Here is an 18038-nt window from a genome sequence, read left to right as displayed (position 1 = left end):
GCAGGGCCAGCGACATGCCGGCGGACCCGCCATTTTACTGCACACACGTTAGCAAACAGGCAAACCTATTCGCCGGATTTGCCGCCCTTGCCCTGGTCCTTCGGCTTCGCGGCACGCTGCTCGCGATGCCAGGCATCGTCCAGTTCGCGCAGGTGGCGCAGCTTCTCGGCGATCTTGCCTTCCAGCCCGCGCGGCACCGGCTGGTACCAGCCCGGCGCCTTCAGGTCGTCCGGAAAGTAATGCTCGCCGGCGGCGTAGGCTTCGGGCTCGTCGTGCGCGTAGCGGTAGGCATGGCCGTAGCCAAGCTCCTTCATCAGCCTGGTCGGCGCATTGCGCAGGTGCACCGGCACCGGGCGCGACTTGTCCTTGCCGACGAAGGCGCGTGCCGCGTTGTACGCGTTGTAGCCCGCGTTGGACTTGGGCGCGACGGCCAGGTAGATCAGCGCCTGGCCCAGAGCGAGTTCGCCCTCGGGCGAGCCCAGCCGCTCGTAGGTTTCCGCCGCGTCCAGCGTGATGCGCGCGGCACGGGGGTCGGCCAGCCCGATGTCTTCCCACGCCATGCGCACGATGCGCCGCGCCAGGTAGCGCGGATCGGCGCCGCCGTCGATCATGCGGCAGAACCAGTACAGCGCGGCATCGGGGTCCGAGCCGCGCACCGACTTGTGCAGCGCGCTGATCTGATCGTAGAAAGCATCGCCGCCCTTGTCGAAGCGGCGCAGGTTTTCCGACAGCGCGCTGCCCAGCAGCGCGGTATCGATCTGCGCGGCGCCGGCGGTGCGCGCGGCGCGCGCCACGATCTCGATGTTGTTCAGCAGCTTGCGCCCGTCGCCGTCGGCCGATGCCACGATCAACTGCAGCGCCTCGTCCTGCCACGCGATGCCGCCGAGTTCTTCGCTGGCGCGCAGGGCCAGCTGGGTCAGCTCGGCATCGTCCAGGCTCTTGAGCACATAGACCGCCGCGCGCGACAGCAATGCGCCGTTGACTTCGAAGGATGGATTTTCGGTGGTCGCGCCGATGAAGGTGAACAGGCCGCTCTCGACGTGCGGCAGGAAGGCATCCTGCTGGCTCTTGTTGAAACGGTGCACCTCGTCGACGAACACCAGCGTGCGCCGCCCGTGCGCGCGGAACTGCTCGGCGCGCTCCACCGCCTCGCGGATGTCCTTGACGCCCGACAGCACCGCCGACAGCGCGATGAACTCGGCGTCGAACGCATCGGCCATCAGCCGCGCCAGCGTGGTCTTGCCCACACCGGGCGGGCCCCACAGGATCATCGAATGCGGCTCGCCCGACTCGAACGCCACGCGCAGCGGCTTGCCCGGCCCCAGCAGGTGCTGCTGCCCGATCACCTCGTCGATGGTGCGCGGGCGCAGGCGCTCGGCCAGCGGTTGGCGGGAACGGTCAGGGGTATCGGAGAACAGCGAGTCCGCCACGTCATCAAACCTTGCGATTGCAGAACGCCACAGTGTAGACCATCGGCGTCCCGCGCTCGGGCGCCGGGCCTGAGCGCCGGGCTAGGCGGCAAAGGCGACCACGTCCTCGATCTCGACGCGGATGCCGATGCGCTCGCCCACCGCGTGGTTGTGGTGCGAGGGCACCAGCGCCAGCACCCGGCCGCCGCTGGCCAGCCGCAGCGTGTACAGGATCTCGGCGCCTCGGAAGGCCTTGTGCACCACCTCCGCCTGCATCGGGCTGGCGTCGTCGTGGACAATGTCGTCAGGACGCACCAGCACGTCGACGGCGGCATCCGCGGGCAGCTGCAGAGGCACGGCCGGGCGCAGCATGCCCAGTTCCACTTCGATCCGCGCATCGCCGCGCAGGTGACCCGGCATCAGCACCCCCTGGCCGATAAAGCCCGCCACGAAGCGCGTCGCCGGGCGGTGGTACAACTCGTGCGCACTGCCCCACTGCTCGATCACGCCGTCATGCATCACGCCGATCTCGTCGGCCATGGCAAAGGCCTCGTACTGGTCATGCGTGACCAGGATGGCGGTGGTGCCCTGCGCCTTCAGGATCGCGCGCACTTCCAGGCTCAGGCGCTCGCGCAGGTCGACATCGAGGTTGGAGAACGGTTCGTCGAGCAGAAGCAGTTCGGGCTGCGGCGCCAGTGCGCGCGCCAGCGCCACGCGCTGCTGCTGGCCGCCGGACAGCTCATGCGGATACCTGCGTCCCGAACCGCCGAGTCCGACCAGCTCCAGCACCTCTTCCACACGCGCCGCACGCTCGGCGCGGCCGGCGCGGGTCAGCCCGAAGCCGACGTTGGCCGCCACGTCCAGGTGCGGGAACAGCGCGTAGTCCTGGAACACCATGCCGATGCGGCGCTGCTCCGGCGGCACCAGCGCGTCCGACGACGACACGGTCTGCCCGTCCAGCACGATGCGGCCGTCCTGCAACGGCTCGAAGCCGGCGATGGCGCGCAGCACGGTGGTCTTGCCGCATCCGCTGGGCCCCAGCAGGCAGGCGATATTGCCGCGCGCCAGCGCAAAGGACAGGCCCTTGACCACCGCCTGCCGGCCGAAGGCATGCCGGATACGGTCGACCTCGATGACGGCGGCACCGGCGGCAGTCGCGTGGGTGCCGCTGCGCGCGACCGGCCGGGTGCGTGCCTGGGCTCCGGGTAACCGGGAATAGGAATCGGTTCGCATGTGCGCATTATAGGGACGAGGCGCCGCGCCGCGGGCCGGATTCTGCGCCGCTGCGCGCCGCTTGTGCACCGGCTGTGCGCGCGGCATTGCTAGAATGCGGCAGCCCGCGTGCCGCGCCGGCACCACTTTGTCAGGGCGCGCTTCCATCGAATCCACCGCATGCTCCTTCCCAGCCGCCGCCGCTTCCACCCCCTGACCCTGGCCACGCTAGCGATGGCGCTGCTGATCGCCGTGCCGGTGCTGGTGGTCGCCTCGGCTGTGCTGCTGCCCGCCGGCGAGACCTGGCGCCACCTGATCGACACGGTGCTGGCAGAGTACGTGCTCAACACCATCTGGCTGCTGCTGGGCGTGGCCGCGGGCGTGCTGCTGCTCGGGGTGACCACGGCATGGCTGGTCTCGACCTACCGCTTTCCTGGCCATGCCGCGATGGAATGGGCGCTGGTGCTGCCGATGGCGATGCCGGCCTACGTGATCGCCTACGCCTACACCGATGCGCTGCAGTTCGCCGGGCCGGTGCAAGGCTGGCTGCGCGAGCTGACCGGCTGGAAGGCGCGCGACTACTGGTTCCCGGACATCCGCTCGCTGGGCGGCGCCATCGTGCTGTTCTCGCTGGTGCTGTATCCCTACGTCTACCTGACGGCGCGCGCCGCCTTCCTGCAGCAGACACAGAACACGATCGAAGCCGCGCGCCTGCTCGGCCACGGCACCTGGAGCCGGCTCTGGCGCGTGGTGCTGCCGCTGGCCCGGCCCGGCATCGTCGCTGGCACCGCGCTGGCGATGATGGAAACGCTGGCCGACTTCGGCACCGTGGCGTACTTTGCCATCCCCACGTTTTCCACCGGCATCTACCGCGCGTGGTTCTCGCTCGGCGACAAGAATGCGGCGGCGCAGCTGTCTGCATGCATGCTGGCGTTCGTCGCCGCGATCCTGCTGGTGGAACGCGCCAGCCGCGGCCGCGCTCAGGTCTACGGCAACCAGCGCCGCGCCGCGGCATGGACGCTGGGCGGCACGCGCGGCTGGCTCGCGCTGGCGTTCTGCGCCGTCCCGGTGCTGCTGGGCTTCCTGGTTCCGGCACTGATGTTGTGCCGCATGGCCTTTACCGATGGCGATGCCCAGTTCGGTCCGCGCTTTGTCGGGCTGGTGCGCAACAGTTTCCTGCTGGCCAGCGCGACGGCGCTGGCGGCCGTGCTGGTGGCACTCGCAATCGGCTACGCCGGACGCGCCGCGAACGGCCGGCGCGGCTGGCTGGTGCGCGGGCTGACGCGGCTTTGCGGCATGGGCTATGCGCTGCCCGGCTCGGTCATCGCCGTGGGCGTGCTGGTGCCGGTGGCGCGCTTCGACAACGCGCTGTCGGCATGGCTGCAGCAACAGTTCGGGCTGTCGGTCGGATTGCTGCTGACCGGCGGCATCGCGGCACTTGTGTATGCGCTGCTGGTGCGTTTCCTTGGCGTGGCGCTGCAAACGGTCAATGCCGGCCTGGGCAAGATCACGCCCAGCATGGACGCCGCCGCGCGCAGCCTCGGCCACGGCCCCGGCGCCACGCTGCGGCGCGTGCATTTCCCGATGCTGCGCGGCAGCCTGCTGACGGCGGCGCTGATCGTCTTTGTCGATGTGATGAAGGAACTGCCGGCCACTTTCGTGATGCGGCCGTTCAACTTCGATACGCTGGCAGTGCAGGCCTACAACCTCGCTGCCGACGAACGCCTGACCGAAGCCGCGACCGCGTCGCTGGTGATCGTTGCCGTCGGCCTGCTGCCGGTGATCGTGCTGTCGCGCACGATCCGGCGCGAGGCGCAGCGCTGAGCCGCCCCGCGAGCAAACTGGCCGCCAGTCCGTTAAAGTCCCGCCGTGCCGCGCCGATAGCCTTTCATGGCCCGGCGCTCGCCCGGGGACAAGAACAGCGGCACGCCGGGCCCTTCCGCGCCTGCCGCCTGAATGCATGACGGGGGCGTATGCTGCGATACCACATCCTGTTGTTCAAGCTGAACCGGCTGGTCAGCCGCAACACGCTGAGCGGCGTGGAAGAAATCTCGCTGGCCGGACAACTGGCCGAGATGATCGAGTCCGCCGATACCGCGGGGCGCATCATCGACGACCTTGCCGACCACGCCAATGCGCAGGTACGCCGCATCGCGCTCAACGCAATCCGCCGCGCTCGCCAGTTCACCTCACCCGCCCTGCAGCCCTCGCTGGTTCGCCGCATGGCGGATGCCGAAGCGGCAGTGCGCCATGATGCGGTGTGGATCGTGCAGGAAGCGCGCATGGATGGCGCGGAACTCCGCGCGGCGCTGCGCCGGCTGGCCGGCAAGGTGCGGTTGCCATGGGATGCCGAGCGTGCCCGCGCCAATTCCGGCGATACGGCGCTGGCCGCGCAGGTGCGTGCCCGCATGGCGCTGGACAAGCTGCTGGAAAAGAGTGCGGCGGAGCGCAACCTGGCGCTGGCCGCTATGGCGCTGGGAACGGTCGGGAAACAGCCCTATGCGGAAGGCACGGTCGGCCACAAGGGCCTGCTGCACCGCGCGCTGATCCGGCGCCAGGCGGGGCGGCGGCTCGACAGCAGCGTCAAATTGACGTTCCGCAAGGTCGAGCCGGCCGAGGTGAAGGGAAACAAGCGGTTCCTGCTGTAATGCGGAACCGGCCGGCCGCCCTCAGGGACGGCCGGCCCGACCTGCGGCTTACTTGAAGCCCGCGCGGTCCAGCAGCTTCTGCGCCTGCGGCTGGTACTTGCCCAGCTCGGCCACGTTGATGCTGTCGGCCTTGAACTCGCCCAGCGCATCGAGCGCCGGATTGCTGACCTTCACGCCCTGCACCACCGGCCATTCGTTGTTGCCGTCGGCAAAGTAGCGCTGCGCATCGTCGCTGGCCAGGTACTCCAGGAACTTGACCGCCGCTTCCTTGTTCGGCGCGTGCTTCAGCATGCCGCCGCCGGAGATGTTCATGTGCACGCCCTGGCTTTTCTGGTTGGGCCACACCACGCCCAGCTTGTCGGCCACCGCCTTGTCTTCCGGCTTGGTCGACTTCAGCAGGCGGGCGATGTAGTAGGTGTTGGAGATCGCCACGTCGCACTCGCCCGCGGCCACGGCCTTGAGCTGGTCGGTATCGCCGCCCTTGGGCGCGCGCGCCAGGTTGGCTGCCACGCCGCGCGCCCACTGCTCGGTGCGCGCCTCGCCGTCGTGCGCGATCAGGCTGGACACCAGCGACAGGTTGTAGACGTGCCCGCTGGAACGCGTGCACACCTTGCCCTTCCACTTGGGGTCGGCCAGGTCCTCGTAGGTGGCAATGTCGCCGGCCTTGACCGCGGTCTTGTTGTACGCGATCACGCGGCCGCGCGCCGAGAAGCCGAACCACTCCCCGTTCGGGTCGCGGTAGTTGGCGGGGATGCGCGATTCCAGCACCCTGGACTTGACCGGCGCGAACACGCCGGCCTGCTGGGCCCGCCACAGCCGGCCGATATCGACGGTGATGAAGACGTCCGCCGGGCTGTTGGCGCCTTCATTGCGGATGCGCTCCAGCAGCGGATCTTCCTGGCCCTCGATCCGGTTGATCTTGATGCCGGTCTGCTTGGTGAAGTTGGCGTACAGCGCCTCGTCCGTCTGGTAGTGCCGTGCGGTATAGAGGTTCAGCACCTTTTCCTGCGCCGCGGCCGCCAGCGGCAGCGTCAGCAGGGCCAGCGCCGCGACACGCGGCAGCAAGGTTCGGATAGTGGTCTTCACGCGGATGGCTCCCCAGCATGGTTGGGCAGTCGCCAGCATCCGGGACACCCGGGACTGCCCGGTTATTGGATTCCGGACAGCCATAAACAATATTGATTCTTGTTCAGCCGGTCAAATTACATTTTTGTCATGTCGGCCGTCTGTTGAGAGATCAATGATTGCGCGACTCGATACACCAGTGGACGCGCTGGTGCATCGCTTCAGCCGCGCCGCACCCACGCGACCTTGCCAGCCTTGATGCCGAGGGTCCGGCGCTGAGGGTTGTAGTCCATTGTGCCGGGAAACTGCTGCCCGTCGCGTTCTCCCATGCGCCACGCGCAGCCTTGCAGCAGGCCGACGGCCTCGGCCTCGCTCTTGCCCACCAGCGTGTCGTCGGCAACCTTGTCGGCGGCACAGCCGGCCGGGGTGCCCCGCGCGCCTTGCGGGCCTGGCATTGGTGCGGGCTCGTTGGGCTGCGTCGCGCAGCCCGCCACCACGGCAGCCGCTGCGGCAATCCAGGGAAGCATCCGGGCACGTGTCGTCATCCGCCTCGCGGTCATTCCGTTCTCCTGTCAGGTACGTCAAGTATGAGCATTCTGGGACACATGACGGACAGCAGCGTTCAGTTTCATTTCAGGCGGATCTGAAACTTGCTGGGGTTCAGCCCTTGGCCCGTTCGGCCAGCGTCTTCATCGCGTCGGCCGGCAACGGGCCGTGGCACGTCCGTTCGCCGCCAGACTCGCTGACGACGAGCCAGACCTGCTCGGGATTGCCCTTGGGATGCAGCAGCCAGGCGGGGCCGCGCGCGTGGCTGCTTGGCGGCAGGTCTTCCAGCACGCCGGTGCTGGCGGACTGCAGCATGACCGCGCATTCCGATGCGGGCACGCGCGTCGATTTCAGGAACTCCGCGTTGCCAAGCACTTCGGGCAACGCCGTGTCCGGCGCGCGCAGGAAGGAGTCGACATCGAACTTGCTCGCACCGCCGCCGGTGCCGGCGCAAGCCGCCAGCGCCAGCGCGCCGGCACCGGCCAGGAGCGCTGCGCCGTAACGTCCGCGGGCAGCGACAATGCGAACGACCATGGCTGAGTTGGCAATCATGGCGGGCCTCATTGCTTCATCACGTCGGCGCCCTTGGGCACCGTGAAGCGGAAGGCATCGGCCGCCAGCGGCGGGTTCTTCTGCATGTTCGTGAAGGTCAGCAAGGTGGTGTTGCCAAAGGCGTCGCGCAGCTCCATGGCTTCGAGGTTGCCGCCCTTGAAGCCGATGCCGATGCGCTCAAACTGCGTATCCTTGGCCTTGGGCGTCAGTTCCAGCCATTCCACGCCATCGCGGGTCGGGCCGTTCTTGATGGCAAAGTTCTTTTCCAGGTCGTTGCTGCCGAACAGGATCGCCGCGGGACTGGAACCCAGCGCGGCGTCGAGCTTGCGCTCGGTGACCTGGTTCAGGTCCTTGTCGTAGATGTACAGGGTCTGGCCATCGGCCTGCAGCAGTTGCTCGTAGGGCTTGGTATAGCGCCAGGTGAACTTGCCCGGGCGCGAAAACACGAAGGTGCCGCTGGAGTTGCCGGTCACCTTGACGTTGGCGCCCTGCCCCTTGACCTGGCGCTGGGTGAATTCGCCGCGCGCGCTCTTCACGCCGGTGACAAAGCTCTGCAGCTGGTCGGTGGCTGCAGCATGGGCCGGCGCCTGGATGGCAAACATCGCCAGCGCGGCGCAGGCCGACACGAGGATGCGGTTGCGCATGATTTTGGATCCTGGTTGTTTTCGAATGCGTTAACCCAGTGCGGCGTCTGCCCAGGCAGTCCACTGCACGGTCAACGTGTCCTGTTAGAGCCGGCTTCCGGTGCAGGATTCCGCGCCGCCCGTGCTTCGCGGGTAACTGGATATTACGGCAGATGGTGCGCGAACTGCGCCGCTTCGGGCACGAAAACTCTCAATTTGCGGCAAATGCCCGGGTCAGGCGAAATTCGTATCGGGACGAAACACTTCCTTACCTGCCGTCGAAGACAATGCAGTGCATGTACATAGAGCACTCGCCACGCCGCCTCTTGCTCGCTGCTTCGCCGGGAGGCGGTCAAACATACTGGGCCAGCAATATGACCACCGACAAACCTGCGCCAGGGCGTCAGCCATTCCGGCACGACGCCAGGCGTGTCGACCGCGACGAGATGAAGAGGATCGTGACACGTCAGGTCAGGATTGAACTCGAAGCCCGGCGGGAAATGGCTGCTGCCAAGCCCATGAATCCCGCGATGGTGCTCACGGGCATTCTTGCCGGCGTAGCGTTCATCTTTTCCGTGATGTCCTGGCTGAATGAAAGCACGCAAGACAAGATCGAAAAGGCCACCGGTCCGCTCGCCTCCCGGATCACCGAAATGGACCGCCGCCTCACCGGTCGCCTTGATGCGGTCGATGCGCGTATCGAGCGGCTGGAAGCAAGTGTCGGCAAGCAATTCGAGAACGTCAACGCGAAGCTCGATCTGCTGCTCAAGCGCCGTTAGTGCACAGACGGGCTCGGCAATCCCAGCCTGGCCGGGATGCGCCATCACTACTCAGTCATCATCCCGCGCAGCCGCGCCACCGCCCTGCACCAGGATATCGCGGTTGCCATTGCCCGACATGGCCGACACCAGCCCGGCCTTCTCCATATCCTCCAGCAGCCGCGCGGCGCGGTTGTAGCCGATGCGCAGGTGGCGCTGCACCAGCGAGATCGACGCGCGCCGGTTCTTCAGCACCACTTCCACGGCCTGGTCATACAGCGGATCGGCCTCGCCGCCGCCACCGCCGATACCTGCGCCGCCGCCAAGGCCATCGCCGCCACCGTCGTCCGTGAGGCCGCCTTCGAGGATGCCTTCGATGTAGTTGGCCTCCCCGCCTTCCTTCAGCTTCTCCACTACGCGGTGGACTTCATCGTCCGAGACAAAGGCGCCATGCACGCGCACCGGCAAGCCGGTGCCCGGCGCCAGGTAGAGCATGTCGCCCATGCCCAGCAGCGCTTCGGCGCCCTGCTGGTCGAGGATGGTGCGCGAGTCGATCTTGCTGCTGACCTGGAAAGCAATGCGGGTCGGCACGTTGGCCTTGATCAGGCCGGTGATCACGTCCACCGACGGGCGCTGCGTGGCCAGCACCAGGTGCAGGCCGGCGGCGCGCGCCTTCTGCGCGATGCGCGCGATCAGCTCTTCCACCTTCTTGCCGACCACCATCATCAGGTCGGCCAGCTCGTCGATGACGATGACGATGGTGGGCAGCTTGTCCAGCGGCTCCGGCGCGTCCGGGGTCAGGCTGAACGGATTCGGGATCTTCTCTTCCCTGGCCGCGGCCTCGTCGATCTTCTTGTTGTAGCCCGCCAGGTTGCGCACGCCCAGCTTGCTCATCAGCTTGTAGCGCCGCTCCATCTCGCCGACTGCCCAGTTCAGCGCGTTGCCGGCCTGGCGCATGTCGGTCACCACCGGACACAGCAGGTGCGGGATGCCCTCGTAGACGCTCATTTCGAGCATCTTGGGATCGATCAGGATCAGGCGGACGTTGTCCGGCTTGGCCTTGTACAGCAGCGACAGGATCATCGCGTTGATGCCCACCGACTTGCCCGAGCCCGTGGTGCCCGCGACCATGCAGTGCGGCATCTTGGCCAGGTCCGCCACCATCGGCTTGCCGGCGATGTCCTTGCCCAGCGCCATGGTCAGGCTGGAAGCACTCTCGTTGTAGACCTGCGAGCCGAGGATTTCCGACAGCCGCACGGTCTGGCGCTTCGGATTGGGCAGCTCCAGCCCCATGTAGTTCTTGCCGGGAATGGTCTCGACCACGCGGATCGACACCAGCGACAGCGAACGCGCCAGGTCGCGCGCCAGGTTGACCACCTGGCTGCCCTTGACGCCGGTGGCCGGCTCGATCTCGTAGCGCGTGATGACCGGGCCCGGGTAGGCCGCCACCACCTTGACCTCGACGCCGAAGTCCTTGAGCTTCTTTTCAATCAGGCGCGAGGTGAATTCCAGCGTCTCGGCGCTGACCGTTTCCTGGTGCGGCGGGATCGGGTCGAGCAACGACAGCGGCGGCAGGTCCGAGTCCTGGATATCGGCAAACAGCGGCTGCTGCTTCTCGCGCTCCACGCGTTCATGCTTGGGCACCGCCTGGGGCCGCACGATCTGCACGGGCGGTGCCTCTTCGATGCGCACGCGCTGCACCTCGACGGTTTCCTTGCGCTCGACCTTGGCGGCCTCGCCGATGATGCGGTCCTGCTTGCTCTCGCGGCGTGCCTTGAAGCCCAGGAACATGGTCTCGACGAATCCGCCGATTTGCTCGGCCACCGACAGCCACGAGAAGTGGAAGAACAGCGACAGCCCGATCGCGAACAGCATCAGCAGCAGCAGCGTCGCCCCGGTGAAGCCCAGCGCCACCTGCATCCAGCCGCCCAGCGTGTCGCCCAGCACCCCGCCCGGCGCGCGCGGCAGCGCGGCGCGCAGCGGGTACATGCGGATCGCCTCCAGCCCCATGCTGGACAGCAGCGTCAGCGCGAAGCCGATCCAGCTCACCGCCACGCCCTGGCGATGATCCTCGCGCTCCGGCAGCTCGGCCGTCAGCGTGCGCCAGCCGCGCCAGCAGCGCCGCACCAGCAGCACCGCCCACCAGTAGGCGGAGAAGCCGAAGATAAAGAACAGCACGTCCGCTACCCAGGCGCCGACGCGGCCGCCCAGGTTATGGATATCGGCGACCTGGTTCGCATGCGACCAGCCGGGGTCGGTCTTGCTGTAGCTGGCGAGCACGCACAGGAAGCCCAGCGTGACGGCCAGCAGCAGGAACCAGCGCACCTCGCCCAGCAGTTTGCCGATGCGGGATGGCAAGGCCGACGGATCGGTGCGGGTGGTCGTGGTAGCTCGGGCCATGCCTGGATAGGACTCTTTAAGGTGATTCCGGATGCGTTTGGCGCCGCCGTTGGCCTGAGTCAGTGCTGACTGACGAGGTGACTGACGAGGTGACTGACGGGCATCGTGGCGGCCATTTTAACGTGGGCGGCGGCTATCGCACCCATTGGAATTTGCAACAGTGGGCAAATGCCGCTCCTCTTATAATGTCGCTTTCGAGCAATGCCGGTGGGCATCATGCCGCACCGGCCACAGGAATGCATCATGGCAAAACACGCAAAAGTGCTGATTCTCGGTTCTGGTCCCGCCGGCTATACCGCCGCGGTCTACGCGGCCCGCGCCAACCTGCAACCGGTGCTGATCACCGGCCTGGCCCAGGGTGGACAGCTGATGACCACCACGGACGTCGAGAACTGGCCGGGTGATGCCAAGGGCGTGCAGGGTCCCGAACTGATGCAGCGCCTGCTGGCGCATGCCGAGGAGTTCAAGACCGAAATCATCTTCGATCACATCCACACCGCCAGGCTGGTGGACGAAAACGGCAAGCCGGCCCGTCCCTTCACGCTGATCGGCGACGCCGGCGAGTACACCTGCGACGCCCTCGTCATCGCCACCGGCGCTTCGGCCCAATACCTGGGCCTGCCGTCGGAAGAGTCCTTCATGGGCCGCGGCGTGTCGGCCTGCGCCACCTGCGACGGCTTCTTCTACAAGAACCAGGAAGTCGCCGTGGTCGGCGGCGGCAACACCGCCGTGGAAGAGGCGCTGTACCTGTCGCACATCGCCAGCAAGGTCACCGTGATCCACCGCCGCGACAGCTTCCGCGCCGAGCCGATCCTGGTCGACCGCCTGCTCCAGCGCGAGAAGGAAGGCCGCATTGAAATCCGCTACGACAACGTGCTGGACGAAGTGCTGGGCGACGATTCCGGCGTGACCGGCATCCGCATCCGCAACGCCAAGACCAGCCAGACCGAAGAGCTGAAGCTGGCGGGCGTGTTCATCGCCATTGGCCACAAGCCCAATACCGACCTGTTCGCCGGCCAGCTGGAGATGAAGAACGGCTACCTGGTGACCAAGTCGGGCCTGCAGGGCGATGCCACCGCCACCAGCGTGCCGGGCGTGTTCGCCGCCGGCGATGTGCAGGACCACGTCTACCGCCAGGCGATCACCAGCGCCGGCACCGGCTGCATGGCCGCGCTGGATGCGCAGCGTTTTGTCGAAGCCCTGAAGTAATCCCGCCACTCCGAACCGGCCGCCGCGGCCGGTTCGCCCCTTTCCCGCGGCCTGCGCGGCTGCCCTGCCCCGGTCGATATAATCCCGGCGAGTACCCGGAGATTTTTCATGACGCAAGGCGCCCGCAAACCCGACCGACCGACCCAGCGCTTCGGCCTGAACGACCTGTCCAGCCTGCGCGACAACCTCAAGGCCGATGCCGAGCGGCGCGAAGCCGAGCGCCTAGCCGCCGAGCAGGCGGCGCAGCGTGCCCGCGAAGAGGCCGACGTGTTCCGTGCCAGCGTGGGCCAGGTCAGCGAGCTGCGCGACCGCAACCGCGCCCACCACCCCGCCAGCAAGCCCGCGCCAGTGCCGGTGCAATCGCAACGCAACGACCAGGCGGTGCTGCAAGCCTCTTTGTCCGATGAGTTCGACGTCGAAAGCCTGCTGGAGACCGACGAGACCCTGTCGTTCCGCCGGCCAGGCATCGGCATGGACGTGATCCGCAAGCTGCGCCGCGGCGAATGGGTGCCCCAGGACAAGGTCGACCTGCACGGCCTGCGCAGCGACGAGGCGCGCGAAGCGCTGGCCGAATTCCTGCGCCGCTCGGTGCGCAACGGCGTGCGCTGCGTGCGCGTGATCCACGGCAAGGGCCTGGGCTCGCCCGACAAGCTGCCGGTGCTCAAGGGCAAGGTGCGCAGCTGGCTGGTGCAGAAGGAGGAAGTGCTCGCCTTCGTGCAGGCACGCGAGGCCGAAGGCGGCGCCGGCGCGCTGATGGTGCTGCTGCGCCAGCCGAAGCCCTGATGCGCCGGGCCTGACCAGCGCCGCGGATGCATCTCCCGCTCGAATTGCTGATGGGGCGCCTGCCCCTGATCCTCCATATCATGGAGGTCATCGGTGTGCTCGCCTTCGCGGTGTCGGGCGTGGTCGACGCGCGCAAGCAGCGGCTCGACGTGGTCGGCACCTTCGTGGTCGCGTTCGCCACGGCCTTTGGCGGCGGCACGCTGCGCGACGTGCTGCTGGACCGGCGCCCGTTCTACTGGGTCGACCATGAAGGCTATGTGCTGCTGATCTTCGCGATGTCGTTCGGCGCGTCATTCGTGCTGCGGGTGGTCAGCCGCGTGGCGTCGGACCGGGCCATGATCGTCGCCGACGCGATCGGGCTGGGGCTGTTCTCGGTCACCGGCGCCTCGCTGGCGCTGGTGGCGCAGATGACGCCGACCGTGGCGGTGATGATGGGCATCATCTCGTCGGTGTTCGGCGGCGTGGTGCGCGACGTGCTGTGCAATGAAGTACCGCTGATCCTGCGCGACCGCTCGCCCTACGCGACCTGCTCCTTTGTCGGCTGCTGGATCTACATCGGCCTGACCTGGCTGGAAGTGCAGCAGGAGGCGGCGCTGATGACCGGCGCGCTGGCGATCATCGCGATGCGGCTGGTGTCGGTGCGCTACGGCTGGAAGCTGCCGAGCTGAGCCGGCATCCCGCAGGACAAGCCCCAAAACAAAAAACGCCGCCCGGTCGGGCGGCGTTCTTGCACTTGCAGCCGGCGGGTCAGACCGCGGCTTCGTCCTGCTCGCCGGTACGAATGCGGATCACGCGTTCGATCTCGGTCACGAAGATCTTGCCGTCGCCGATCTTGCCGGTATGCGCGGCCTTGACGATGGCGTCAAGCACGGTGTCCAGCTGGTTCTCGGCCACCACCACCTCGATCTTGATCTTGGGGAGGAAGTCGACGACGTATTCGGCGCCGCGGTAAAGCTCGGTATGCCCTTTCTGGCGGCCAAATCCCTTCACCTCGGTCACCGTCAGCCCGGTCACGCCGACGTCAGCCAGTGCTTCACGCACCTCGTCGAGCTTGAACGGTTTGATGATGGCGGTAATCTGCTTCATGACTGGCCCCTGGTTATCGTTTGTTCACGCGCCTGGCGGCGCACCGCCGCGGACGCGGCGCTCTCCGGCTGGCATTTTAACAGCCATTGCGCGCTCACATTCCCCGAAAGCCGCCTGCGGCATGGCAGGAACGTTCGCCGGCGCGCGCGCGGCGCTGTGGATAACCCTGTGGACGGCGAACGGACAAGCTGTGGACAAGCGCGCACCCGACGCGCCGGCCGCCCACCTTTCGCGCCAGGCGAGGGCTTAATCCGGCACCTTCTCCAGGTCCGCCAGCCACACCGCCGACTCCGAGTCGCTCGGCGCGCGCCAGTCGCCGCGCGGCGACAGCGAACCGCCCGATCCCACCTTGGGCGCGTTCGGGATGCAGGAACGCTTGAACTGGCTGGTGCGGAAGAAGCGGTCGAGGAAGATCGCGAGGTTGCGCTTGATCTCCGGCAGCCCGTACTGGTTGCGTGCCACCTCAGGCCCGTACGGCCACATGCCGCGCTCGCGGTCGCCCCAGGCGTGCTGGGCCAGGAAGGCGATCTTGGACGGCGCGAAGCCGAAGCGCAGCGTGTAGTAGAGGTTGAAATCCTGCAGCTCGTACGGCCCGATGGTGCTTTCGGTTTTCTGCTCCGGGCCATGGTTGCTGTCGCCGGGCACCAGCTCGGGACTGATATCGGTGCCGAGCACCGCCAGCAGCACGTCCGCCCCGCCCTCGCCGATCTGCCCCGTCTCGGCGACCCACCGCACCAGGTGCGAGATCAGCGTCTTGGGCACGCTGGCGTTGACGTTGTAGTGCGACATGTGGTCGCCCACGCCATAGGTGCACCAGCCCAGCGCCAGTTCGCTCAGGTCGCCGGTACCGATCACGATGGCGCCCTGGAAATTGGCCAGGCGGAACAGGTGGTTGGTGCGCTCGCCGGCCTGCACGTTCTCGAAGGTCACGTCATAGACCTTCTCGCCGGCGGCGTACGGATGGCCCAGGTCCTTCAGCATGGCCAGGCAGCTGGGACGGATATCGATCTCGGTGGCGCTGCAGCCCACCACCTGCATCAGCTTGCGCGCCTGGTCCAGCGTGCGGTCGCTGGTGGCGAAGCCGGGCATGGTGTAGGCCAGGATATTGGTGCGCGGCAGCCCCAGCCGGTCCATCGCCTTGGCGCACACCAGCAGCGCATGCGTGGAATCGAGCCCGCCCGAAACGCCGATGACCACCTTGCTGATCTTGCTGGCGGCGAGCCGCTGCACCAGCGCCTGCACCTGGATGTTGTAGACCTCCATGCAGCGCTCGTCGCGTTGGCGCGGGTCGGCCGGCACGTACGGGAAGCGCGCCACATTGCGTGCCAGTGGCAGCGACTTCTCGCGCGGCAGGTCGAGCGCGAAGGTGATGACACGGAACGCTTCGACCTCGGCCTTGTGCCGGCGCACCGAATGGCCGAAGGTGACCTGGTGCATGCGCTCGCGCGACAGGCGCTCGACATCGACGTCGGCGAACAGCAGGTGCGAGTCGTCGGAGAAACGCTCGGATTCGGCCAGCATTTCGCCGTTCTCGTAGATCAGTGCCTGCCCGTCCCAGGCGAGGTCGGTCGACGATTCGCCCTTGCCGGCCGAGGTGTACAGGTACGCCGCCAGGCAGCGCGCCGACTGCTGCGACACCAGCTGGTGCCGGTAGCCCGATTTGCCGATCACGATGTTCGATGCCGACAGGTTGACCAGCACGGTCGCGCCGGCCATCGCCGCGAACGACGACGGCGGCACCGGCACCCACACGTCTTCGCAGATCTCGGCATGGAAACGGAAGAAGGGCAGGCCCTCGATATCGAACAGCAGCCCGGCGCCGAACGGCACGTCCTGGCCCAGCAGCCGCACGCTGTCCACCGTGGCGCAGTCGGCCGCGCTGAACTGGCGCCCTTCATAGAATTCCCAGTAGTTGGGCAGGTACGACTTGGGCACCACGCCGTGCACGCGGCCAGCGGCGACCACGACGGCGCAGTTGAACAGCTGGTGCTGCACGCGCAGCGGCATGCCCACCACCATCGCCAGCGGCAGCTTGCGCGAAGCTTCGACGATGGTGCCGAGCGCGGCCTCGCATGCATCGAGCAGCGTGCGCTGGTGGAACAGGTCGTCGCAGGTATAGGCCGACAGGCCCAGCTCGGGGAACGCGGCCAGCACGGCGCCGCGCTGCGCGGCCTGCGTGGCCAGCGCCAGCGTCTCGCGCGCGTTGAAGGCGGGGTCGGCCACGCGGCAGACCGGCACGCCAACGGCGACGCGGGCGAAGCCGTGGGAATAGAGGTTGAAAAACGGAGTCTTCATATCGGGCCCTGGGGTATGGCAGGCATGGGGCGGGTCATCCGCGCCTGAACCTGGGAGGGGTGACGCATATCCGCCATTCTACGTCGCTACCCGGGGCCGCGCCGCCGGGGCCGTGCCGCAGCGCCTCCCCGCCATTTCCGGTAGACTCAAGCCGCCCTGCGCCGCGCGAGGCGCTCCCGTTCCCATCCCTTCAGCGACAGCCCATGCAGTCGGATTCCGGCGACACGGCGGCCACAGGCAGCCGCGCAGACGACCAGAAAGCCAGCAAAGCGGACACTGCGGACTACCAGACGCGCATCGTCTCCGACCTGGCCGAGATCGACCCGGCCGCCTGGGATGCGCTGCTGGCGCGCCAGCCCGAACCGACGCCCTTCCTGCGCCACGCCTTCCTGCATGCCTTGCAGGCCAGCGGCAGCGCATGCGCGGAAACCGGCTGGCATCCGCGCTTCCTGACGTTGTGGGCCGGCGACCGGCTGGCCGCGGCGATGCCGCTCTATGCCAAGGCGCATTCGTACGGCGAGTACGTGTTCGACTGGGCCTGGGCCGATGCCTATGCCCGGCACAACATCGAGTACTACCCCAAATGGCTGTCGGCGATCCCGTTCACGCCGGTGCGCGGCGCGCGGCTGATCGCTGAAGATCCGCAAGCGCGCCGGCTGCTGCTGGAGGTGGCGCTGGCGCTGGCGGCGGAAAGCGGCATGTCGTCGCTGCATATCCTCTTCCCCGACGAGGCCGAAGCCGGGCTGATGCAGCAGGCCGGCATGCTGATGCGGCACGGCGTGCAGTTCCACTGGACCAATGGCGGCGAAGGCGGCAGCAAACCGTACGCCGATTTCGACGATTTCCTCGCCACCCTGTCGCAGAAGAAGCGCAAGAACATCCGCGCCGAGCGGCGTCAGGTGGCGCAGGCCGGCATCACCTTCCGCCACCTGCGCGGTGACGAGATCGACGAAGAGGCCTGGCGCTTCTTCAACCGCTGCTACCGCCAGACCTATCGCGAGCACCATTCCACGCCCTACCTGAACCTGGACTTCTTCCGGCGCATCGGCGCGGCGATGCCGCAGCACCTGCTGCTGGTGGTGGCCGAGCGCGCGGGCCAGCCGATCGCCTCGTCGCTGCTGGTCTACGACGACGCGCCGCAGGTCAGCACGCTGTACGGGCGCTATTGGGGCGCGCTCGAATACCACCCCTGCCTGCACTTCGAGACCGCGTACTACCAGCCGCTGGAGTTCTGCATCGCCCACGGCATCCGCACCTTCGAAGGCGGCGCGCAGGGCGAGCACAAAATGGCGCGCGGCTTCCTGCCAGTGGCCACGCGCTCGGCGCACTGGCTGGCGCATCCCGACTTTGCCGATGCCGTGGAGCGTTTTCTCGCGCGCGAGCGCCACGGCATCGACGCTTACCTCGACGAACTCGGCGAACGCAATCCCTTCGCCCGATCCTGAGCCGCGG

16 protein-coding genes are annotated in these 18038 nt (G+C 67.5%); 7 read left to right on the top strand and 9 right to left on the bottom strand.

Translation table 11 applies throughout. The features are described from left to right. Positions 1 to 65: 65 nt before the first annotated feature. Both VSR71_RS10820 and VSR71_RS10815 read right to left on the bottom strand, forming a co-directional pair. On the bottom strand, positions 66 to 1430 hold the full coding sequence (locus VSR71_RS10820) for a replication-associated recombination protein A (RefSeq protein WP_342913870.1): 1365 nt from the start codon (positions 1428 to 1430) through the stop codon (positions 66 to 68). An 81-nt stretch (positions 1431 to 1511) separates the two neighbouring features. Beyond that, a complete protein-coding gene (locus tag VSR71_RS10815; RefSeq protein ID WP_342913869.1) occupies positions 1512 to 2642 on the bottom strand; it encodes an ABC transporter ATP-binding protein in 1131 nt (376 codons plus the stop codon). Positions 2643 to 2801: 159 nt separating this feature from the next. Here VSR71_RS10815 and VSR71_RS10810 point away from each other — a divergent pair, with 159 nt between their 5' ends. Together VSR71_RS10810 and VSR71_RS10805 are read left to right on the top strand one after the other, a co-directional pair. Beyond that, positions 2802 to 4445, top strand: a complete 1644-nt coding sequence (locus VSR71_RS10810; RefSeq protein ID WP_342913868.1) for an iron ABC transporter permease — start codon at positions 2802 to 2804, stop codon at positions 4443 to 4445. A gap of 149 nt (positions 4446 to 4594) precedes the next feature. Then, entirely contained in the window at positions 4595 to 5269 is a 675-nt protein-coding gene (locus VSR71_RS10805) for a hypothetical protein (RefSeq protein WP_342913867.1), read from the top strand. Positions 5270 to 5317: 48 nt separating this feature from the next. Here VSR71_RS10805 and VSR71_RS10800 read toward each other — a convergent pair whose 3' ends face one another. The 4 genes from VSR71_RS10800 to lolA form a co-directional block, all read right to left on the bottom strand. Beyond that, positions 5318 to 6355 carry a Fe(3+) ABC transporter substrate-binding protein gene (locus VSR71_RS10800; protein ID WP_342913866.1) on the bottom strand — a complete coding sequence of 346 codons (1038 nt, stop codon included), beginning with the start codon at positions 6353 to 6355 and terminating at the stop codon, positions 5318 to 5320. Between the two features lie 200 nt (positions 6356 to 6555). Continuing rightward, positions 6556 to 6894 carry a hypothetical protein gene (locus VSR71_RS10795; protein ID WP_342913865.1) on the bottom strand — a complete coding sequence of 113 codons (339 nt, stop codon included), beginning with the start codon at positions 6892 to 6894 and terminating at the stop codon, positions 6556 to 6558. Between the two features lie 100 nt (positions 6895 to 6994). Next, positions 6995 to 7414: a hypothetical protein gene (locus VSR71_RS10790; RefSeq protein ID WP_342914075.1), complete on the bottom strand. Its 420-nt coding sequence runs from the start codon at positions 7412 to 7414 to the stop codon at positions 6995 to 6997. Between the two features lie 26 nt (positions 7415 to 7440). Next, positions 7441 to 8076, bottom strand: coding sequence for an outer membrane lipoprotein chaperone LolA (lolA, locus tag VSR71_RS10785; RefSeq protein ID WP_063237046.1), 636 nt, complete (start codon positions 8074 to 8076; stop codon positions 7441 to 7443). Positions 8077 to 8228: 152 nt separating this feature from the next. Between lolA and VSR71_RS10780 the strand changes: the two genes are divergently transcribed. After that, the gene (locus VSR71_RS10780) at positions 8229 to 8834 is read left to right on the top strand and encodes a hypothetical protein (protein WP_342913864.1); all 606 of its coding nucleotides are present in this window, start codon (positions 8229 to 8231) and stop codon (positions 8832 to 8834) included. A 51-nt stretch (positions 8835 to 8885) separates the two neighbouring features. Here the strand turns inward: VSR71_RS10780 and VSR71_RS10775 are convergent, their stop codons facing one another. After that, positions 8886 to 11213 (bottom strand): DNA translocase FtsK, encoded by a 2328-nt coding sequence (locus VSR71_RS10775; RefSeq protein WP_342913863.1) that lies wholly within the window; start codon positions 11211 to 11213, stop codon positions 8886 to 8888. Positions 11214 to 11456: 243 nt separating this feature from the next. On the opposite strand from VSR71_RS10775, the gene trxB reads away from it, so the two are divergent. From trxB to VSR71_RS10760, 3 genes are all read left to right on the top strand, one after another. Further along, a complete protein-coding gene (gene trxB, locus VSR71_RS10770; RefSeq protein ID WP_209805313.1) occupies positions 11457 to 12422 on the top strand; it encodes a thioredoxin-disulfide reductase in 966 nt (321 codons plus the stop codon). A gap of 108 nt (positions 12423 to 12530) precedes the next feature. Continuing rightward, positions 12531 to 13205: a Smr/MutS family protein gene (locus VSR71_RS10765; RefSeq protein ID WP_342913862.1), complete on the top strand. Its 675-nt coding sequence runs from the start codon at positions 12531 to 12533 to the stop codon at positions 13203 to 13205. Positions 13206 to 13231: 26 nt separating this feature from the next. After that, a complete protein-coding gene (locus tag VSR71_RS10760) occupies positions 13232 to 13873 on the top strand; it encodes a trimeric intracellular cation channel family protein (protein WP_342913861.1) in 642 nt (213 codons plus the stop codon). A 79-nt stretch (positions 13874 to 13952) separates the two neighbouring features. Here VSR71_RS10760 and glnK read toward each other — a convergent pair whose 3' ends face one another. Then, positions 13953 to 14291, bottom strand: coding sequence for a P-II family nitrogen regulator (glnK, locus tag VSR71_RS10755; RefSeq protein WP_006162803.1), 339 nt, complete (start codon positions 14289 to 14291; stop codon positions 13953 to 13955). A 246-nt stretch (positions 14292 to 14537) separates the two neighbouring features. Then, positions 14538 to 16586 (bottom strand): NAD(+) synthase, encoded by a 2049-nt coding sequence (locus tag VSR71_RS10750; protein WP_342913860.1) that lies wholly within the window; start codon positions 16584 to 16586, stop codon positions 14538 to 14540. Positions 16587 to 16789: 203 nt separating this feature from the next. Between VSR71_RS10750 and VSR71_RS10745 the strand changes: the two genes are divergently transcribed. Beyond that, complete coding sequence (locus tag VSR71_RS10745) at positions 16790 to 18031, top strand: GNAT family N-acetyltransferase (RefSeq protein ID WP_342913859.1); 1242 nt, start codon at positions 16790 to 16792, stop codon at positions 18029 to 18031. The last annotated feature ends 7 nt before the right edge of the window (positions 18032 to 18038 follow it).

The organism is Cupriavidus oxalaticus (assembly GCF_038900635.1).
In the GTDB taxonomy this organism is placed as follows: Bacteria; Pseudomonadota; Gammaproteobacteria; order Burkholderiales; family Burkholderiaceae; genus Cupriavidus; species Cupriavidus oxalaticus_B.
Note: the sequence above shows the minus strand (reverse complement) of the source record. Positions and strands in the feature narration are given on the sequence as shown.